Origin of the sequence: Pseudomonas kitaguniensis (assembly GCF_009296165.1) — a bacterium.
GTDB classification, from domain to species: domain Bacteria; phylum Pseudomonadota; class Gammaproteobacteria; order Pseudomonadales; family Pseudomonadaceae; genus Aquipseudomonas; species Aquipseudomonas kitaguniensis.
On record NZ_VUAZ01000069.1, the window covers coordinates 1 to 6,553 of the forward strand.

Genomic DNA, 6,553 nt, shown 5'->3' on the forward strand with positions numbered 1-6,553 from the left:
GGGCTTGCTACCTCCCATAGTTTAATGTCGCTGCCGATAGAACCACCTCCGGCACAGCATCGGTGTGAGCCCGTCACTGCGCATGAACACTTTATCAAGGCCTGACACCCTCAAACCCCCTGCCCCCGCTTAGTTTTGTGCTGGGTTGACGATGACGGTGCAGGTGATGCCCGCCGCCAACAACACGCCCTCCGGCACTTCATCGATGTGAATGCGCACCGGCACGCGCTGGGCCAGGCGCACCCAGTTGAAGGTCGGGTTTACGTCGGCGATCAGCTCGCGGCTCTCGGGGTTGTCACGGTCGTAGATACCGCGCGAGATGCTTTCCACGTGGCCCTTTAACGTCTCGCCGCTCATCAGTTGCATGTCGGCGGTATCGCCAACCCTCACATGCGGCAGCTTGGTTTCTTCGAAGAAGCCGTAAACCCAGAACGAGTTCATATCGACCACCGCCATCTTCGCCTCGCCGATGCGCGCGTAGTCGCCGCGATGCACATTAAGGTTGGTGACGTAACCGTCGACGGCCGCCAACACGTGCGTGCGTTTCAAATTAAGCTCAGCCGCTTCCAGTTGCGCCAGCGCCTGTTGGTAATCGGCTTGGGCTGCGCCTGCGAGGTTGCTCGCGTCGTCGCGGTTTTCCCTGGAGATCACCAGGGCGTCGAGGTCGGCGCGGCGGTGGGCGTTGAGCTTGCGCATCTCCCACGTGGCCTTGCGCGAGGCGACCAGCGATTGCGCCTGTTTGACCGCGATGCGGTAGTGCTCGGGGTCGATTTGCATCAGCAGGTCGCCCTTTTTGACACGCTGGTTGTCCCGCACCGGCACGTCCACCACTTCGCCGGTCACATCGGCGGCGACGTTGATAATGTCGGCGCGCACGCGGCCGTCGCGGGTCCACGGCGTTTGCATGTAGTGCACCCACAACGTACGGCCAATCCAGATCGCCAGGGCCAATACCAGCAAGGTCGCGAGCAGGCTGAAAAACTTTTTCATCGGGGCATTCTCAACGGTAGACGCTCAGCGCCAGCGCGCCGAACAGGCAAACGAACAGGCTCAGGCGCAGCAACGCCGGGTGCCAGAAAAACCGGTACAGGTCCAACCCGGCCAGGAAGCGGTCAAGCGCCCAGGCCAGCCCGGCCGCGATCACAAACATCAGCGTGATAGTCGGCATGTACAGGCCGTGGAAGGCGATTTCACGGGGCATGCGGGGATCCTTTGAGGGCAGCCAGCGGCGATTGCGGGTCCAGCAGCGAGGTGCGGATAAAGTGCAGGTAGCTTTTCACCCGGCGCAGCGCCGAGGTATCGAAGTGCGGCGCAAACGGCTCGTCGGTGGCTTGCACGCGGCTGATCGCATGGTCGACGGCGATCAGGCCGCGCTCCAGGTTGCTCGCGCTGGGTTGCAGGAACAGCCGCACCAGCGAACGGCCCATCACGCGGATCGCCTGGCGCCATGGCTGGGACTCGGCATACGCCGGGTGCACCGGCAGAATCGCCTGCTCTTTGCGCAGCTCGATAATCGCGTGGCCGACCTCCAGCACCACGAACATCCAACGCAGTAAATCGCGTTGCACCTGCGGCTGGCCGACGGCAAGGCCATACGCTTGGTGCAGCAGGTCGCGGGTGCGGCTTTCGAAGCTCGACGCGAGGCCTTTGAGCTTGCCGCTGATGGCGTACACCACTTGCTCGCGCAGGTCTTGCTCCAGTCGGCGCCACAGCCAGCGGCTGTTGGGCGGCAAAATGATCGCGCCCGCCGCCGCGCACACCAGCATGCCAATGACCATCGCAATGTAGTCATTGATGAAGCTGTAGGGGTTGTAGACCGTGAGGTTGTCCGGCACCGAGCCGGTACTGAAGAAAATCAGCAAGCCGACGCCGACACCAGCGTATTGCGGGCGTGAGGCGAGGAAAGCGCCGAAAATAATCACCGGCGCGAGCATCACGCAGAGCAGCGGAAAACCGTCGATCCAGGGGAACACAAAGAACATTTCGACAAAGCCGACCAGGGCGCCGATCAACGTGCCGCAGGCCATCTGAAACGCCATGCGTTTGGGGTTCGGCGTGGCGGCGGACAAGCCCACAGTGGCGGCCGCGATCAGCGTCATGGTCGCGCCGCTGGGCCACGCCGTGGCCACCCAATAACTGCCCAGCACGATCAAGATAAACGCGGCGCGAATGCCCGACGCGGCGCAGGCCAGCCAGTTGGTTTTAGGGGTAAAGGTTTCGTCCCACTGCTCGCGCGCATGCCGGTGCTCTGCCAGCGAGGCGTGGGTCAGCGCGTAGTTGTGCAGGTCGTCGACAAAGCGGTACAGCAGCTCGTAGGCGGTGTGAAAATCCAGTTGCGCGGCTTCGCTCGGGTCGCCCTGCTGAAAACTTGCGCGCAGGCTGCGAACCGTGGCGGGCAGGCCGTCCTTGTAGGCGCTCAGGGCGCTGACCAGGCGCGCGGCATCGGCGCTGGTGAGGGCGTGACCGGAAAAACCGTCGAGCACTTCGGCGAGGTCTTGCAGGCCGGGTTTGATCGCGACGACCACGTGGTCGGCGGCATCCGCGCGCAGCCGTTCAAGCAGTTGGTGCAGGGCGTTGAAACGCGTGGTGATGCTCATGAATTCGCTGTTGAGGCGGCTGAGCCGGCCATTGCGCCGACGCATGTGCGGGTCTTCGAACACGGTCACGCTGCGCAGCCCTTCCAGGCCCACCGCTTCGGCGATAAAGCGCACGTTGCCGGCCTCGAAATCTTCACGCCGGCTGCGCCCGCGCAGGCCGTCGGTCACAAACAGCGCGAACACCCCAAAGCGCTGGTACAGGGCGTTGCGCATCGCCGCGCTGCTGGTTTGCGGCAGGATCGCGGCGCTGACCAGCGTGGCGCAGATAATCCCCAGGGAGATTTCCAGCACGCGCCACACCGCCGCCATAAAAGCCGCGTCCGGGTGCGCCAGGGCCGGTAAGCCGACCATCGCCGCGGTGTAGCCGGCCAACACAAAACCATAGGCGCGAAAGTTGCGATTACGCGTCGCACCGGCCGTGCAAATACCCACCCAGATCGCCAGCGCGCCGAGAAACAGCTCGGTGTTCTGCGCAAACAAGGCAATCAAAAAAACCATTACCGCCGAGCCCGCCAGCGTGCCGAGGAAGCGGTAAAAACTCTTGGCGAACACTTGGCCGCTCTGCGGTTGCATCACGATGAACACGGTGATCATGGCGGTGCGCGGTTGCGGCAATTCCAGGCGCATGGCCAACCACAGCGTGAGGAACGCGGCGATCAACACCTTGAAGATGTACACCCAGGTCACGCCATCGCTGCGTGCCCAGGCAAAAAAACCACGCCGCCACTCCAGCGAATGCAACCAGCGCAGCGGTGCAGGCAAGGTCGTCATGCAAGGCTCCTCAGTGATCAAACGCGGCAAGTGCCGCCGGCGCTTTGCCTGCGGCGATTTTGCCCGGCGGCGGCACATCGTCGCCGGCGCCGAGCCCGCCACCCAACGCAGTGACCAATTCAGCGTGCGCGCTCAGGCGCGCGGCCTGTACCTGCTGCTCGATTTGCTGCTGGCGAAACAACAGGGTCTGCGCGTTGAGCACATTCAGGTAGTCGGTGAGGCCGCGCTGGTAGGCGATCATCGCGATGTCATAGGTTTTCTGCGCCGAGGCCACCGACTGCGCGGCGAAGGCCGACTGCTTGTCCATCGACTCGCGGCGGATCAACTGGTCGCTGATGCCCTTGAGCGCATTCACCAGGGTTTGGTTGTACCGAGCCACGGCGATGTCATAACCGGCGCTGGCCTCGCCCAATTGCGCGCGCAAGCGGCCGCCGTCGAAGATCGGCAAGGTGATCGCCGGGCCAACGCTGTAGTTGAATTTCTGGCCGCTGAGAAACCCCAGCAGCGCGCCACCGGTGGCCATGTAGCCAAGGCTGCCGAGCAGGTCGACGTTAGGGTAGAAACCGGCGTGAGCCACATCAATACCACGCGCCTGCGCCGCCACTTGCCAGCGGCCGGCGACCACGTCCGGGCGCTGGCCGAGCAACTGCGCCGGTAAGCGTGCGGGCAATTTCAGCGGCGCGGCGAGCGACACACTTGGGCGTTGCAGCTGCGCGCCTTCGCCTGGGCCTTTGCCAGCAAGCGCCGCCAGTTGGTTACGGCTCAGGGCAATGTCTTCGTCCAGCGCGTCGAGTTGACGATGGGTTTCCGGCAGCGGCGTTTCGGCTTGGCTGACGTCCAAGTGCGTGCCAATGCCCGCGTTCAGGCGTTTATTCGCCAGGTCGAGTATCTGCTGTTGCTGGGCCAGGGTGGCGGCAACAATATCGCGGTTGGCGTAATGCAACGACAGCTGGATATAAGCGTGCACCACGTTGTTTTGCAGTTCGAGCTGAGCCTGGCGTGCTTCGGCGACGCGCCTATGGGCCACGTCGACGGCGCGTTCGCTGGCATTACTGTCACGCCCCCACAGGTCGAGGGCGTAGCTCAGGCCCAGCGAAGCATTGTTGTCCCAGGTCGTTGCGCCGCTCAATTCGCCGGGGCCGTAAAACTGATCTTTCGGCCAGTTGTGGCGTTTGAGCGTGGTGTCGCTGTTGACCTGCAACGACTCCGCCGACTCGGCAACCCCGGCCATGGCCTGTGCTTCGCGCACCCGCGCGGCGGCCATGGCGATGCTTGGGCTGTTGTGAGTCGCGAGGTCGACCCAGCGGTTCAATTGCGGGTCGCCGTAGGCTTGCCACCATTGGCGGGTGGGCCAATGCGCGTCGCTGGCGGCGCTCTGGATGGCTGCATCGGTGGCCAGTTGGTCGGCGTTGAGCGCCTGGCCTTGGGGGGCGATTCCTCCGGTTCCGATGCAGCCGCTGATTGCTAACGATAAGGCCCAAACACTGAGAGTCTTCAGCTCTCTGCTGATGCGACGCGGCACGGCAAGCGAATTCCTGAGAGGGTGAGGCGGGGAAAGTGGCGCAATTCTAGGCGGCGGCATGCACGACGATAAGCTGGCATTCCTGTGAATCTTTGTTACCGTTCACGCGATAATCCGTTGGTAGGGATCACTGGACGGTGCAACTTTCTGTCACAATTTGTCATCTCCCCTGAGAACTCTCCATGGACACTTTGCAAAACATGCGCGCTTTCAGTTGCGTGGCCGAAGCGGGCAGCTTCACCGCCGCCGCCGTGCAACTGGACACCACCACCGCCAACGTCTCGCGCGCGGTCTCCAACCTTGAGGCCCATCTGCAAACCCGCTTGCTCAACCGCACCACCCGCCGTATCGCGCTGACCGAAGCCGGCAAACGTTATTTGCTGCGCTGCGAACAAATCCTCGCCTACGTCGAGGAAGCCGAGGCCGAAGCCAGCGATGCACACGCCCGCCCCGCCGGGCAGTTGAAAGTGCACACCATGACCGGCATCGGCCAGCATTTTGTGATCGACGCAATTGCCCGCTACCGCCGCACCCACCCCGACGTAACCTTCGACCTGACCCTGGCCAACCGCGTGCCGGACCTGCTCGACGAGGGCTACGACGTGTCCATCGTGCTGGCCAGCGAGCTGCCGGACTCGGGTTTTGTGTCGCAACGCCTGGGCATCACCTACAGCATCGCATGCGCCTCGCCGGATTACGTCAAAGCCAAAGGTTGCGCGCAACGGCCACAGGATTTGCTCAACCATGCCTGCCTGCGCCTGGTGAGCCCGGTTATTCAACTGGATAAATGGACGTTCAATGGCCCTGAAGGCCAGGAAAGTGTGGCGATTAATACCTCGCCGTTTCTGGTCAACTCGGCCGACGCGATGAAAACTGCGATCACCAGCGGCATGGGCGTCGGCCTGCTGCCGGTGTATGCGGCCATCGAAGGCCTGCGCAACGGCACGCTGGTGCGGGTGATGCCGACTTATCGTTCGCAAGAGCTGAATTTGTACGCCATCTACCCATCGCGCCAGTATTTGGATGCGAAGATCAAGACGTGGGTGGAATACCTGCGCGGTTCGTTGCCAGAGATTCTGGCGGCGCATCAGGCAGAGTTGGTGGCGTACGAATTGAGCGGCAGCCTGAGCGGCGCGCGCCTGGCGAACTGACGGGGCAGGCCAGACAGCCAAAACCCGCTCAACTGTGGGAGCGGGCTTGCTCGCGATGGCGGTGGGTCAGTCACCTCATGTATCACCTGTAAAACTGCTATCGGGAGCAAGCCCCCTCCCACAAGAAAAGCAAAAAAAGCAGAGCGGCGCACGCCTGGCGAACTGACGGGGCAGGCCAGACAGCCGAACTGTGGGAGCGGGCTTGCTCGCGATGGCGTTGGGTCAGTCAACTCATGTATCAACTGTGAAACTGCTATCGGGAGCAAGCCCCCTCCCACAGAAAGCAAAAAAAGCAGATCTGCCGTGTATGCAAAACTCGCCTTTGATCTGCTTCAACCACTCAGGTCGGCTTTCAGGCCGCCGTGCTCTTGCTTTTGATCTGAGAAGCGCCCCGTTAAACCACGATGGCCGCCCCCCACTCACATTGTTTATTGCATTTCTTTAGTTAGAACGGGTTACGACTGACCCTCGCGGTCACGCAAGCCCAGCAGATACAACACCCCATCCAGCCC

Annotated in this window: 5 protein-coding genes; 1 reads left to right on the plus strand and 4 read right to left on the minus strand. The window is 62.6% G+C overall.

What is annotated here, in order from left to right:
- Positions 1-129: 129 nt before the first annotated feature.
- From F0169_RS13030 to F0169_RS13045, 4 genes are read right to left on the minus strand one after another with little or no spacing between them, the layout of a single operon-like run.
- Positions 130-990, minus strand: a complete 861-nt coding sequence (locus F0169_RS13030) for an efflux RND transporter periplasmic adaptor subunit (RefSeq protein ID WP_122250896.1) — start codon at positions 988-990, stop codon at positions 130-132.
- A gap of 10 nt (positions 991-1,000) precedes the next feature.
- Complete coding sequence (locus F0169_RS13035; protein WP_058414246.1) at positions 1,001-1,201, minus strand: DUF1656 domain-containing protein; 201 nt, start codon at positions 1,199-1,201, stop codon at positions 1,001-1,003.
- Positions 1,191-3,368, minus strand: coding sequence for an FUSC family protein (locus tag F0169_RS13040; protein WP_152746765.1), 2,178 nt, complete (start codon positions 3,366-3,368; stop codon positions 1,191-1,193). The genes F0169_RS13035 and F0169_RS13040 overlap by 11 nt, the downstream gene beginning before the upstream one ends.
- A gap of 10 nt (positions 3,369-3,378) precedes the next feature.
- Entirely contained in the window at positions 3,379-4,890 is a 1,512-nt protein-coding gene (locus F0169_RS13045; RefSeq protein WP_172979433.1) for an efflux transporter outer membrane subunit, read from the minus strand.
- 182 nt (positions 4,891-5,072) lie between these two features.
- On the opposite strand from F0169_RS13045, the gene F0169_RS13050 reads away from it, so the two are divergent.
- Positions 5,073-6,041: a LysR family transcriptional regulator gene (locus tag F0169_RS13050; protein ID WP_053254489.1), complete on the plus strand. Its 969-nt coding sequence runs from the start codon at positions 5,073-5,075 to the stop codon at positions 6,039-6,041.
- Positions 6,042-6,553: the final 512 nt, after the last annotated feature.

What these genes read in the sequence shown, in the direction of transcription:
- F0169_RS13030 (WP_122250896.1), bottom strand. Translation starts at nt 990, where the DNA reads ATGAAAAAGTTTTTCAGCCTGCTCGCGACCTTGCTGGTATTGGCCCTG.
- F0169_RS13035 (WP_058414246.1), bottom strand. Translation starts at nt 1,201, where the DNA reads ATGCCCCGTGAAATCGCCTTCCACGGCCTGTACATGCCGACTATCACG.
- F0169_RS13040 (WP_152746765.1), bottom strand. Translation starts at nt 3,368, where the DNA reads ATGACGACCTTGCCTGCACCGCTGCGCTGGTTGCATTCGCTGGAGTGG.
- F0169_RS13050 (WP_053254489.1), top strand. Translation starts at nt 5,073, where the DNA reads ATGGACACTTTGCAAAACATGCGCGCTTTCAGTTGCGTGGCCGAAGCG.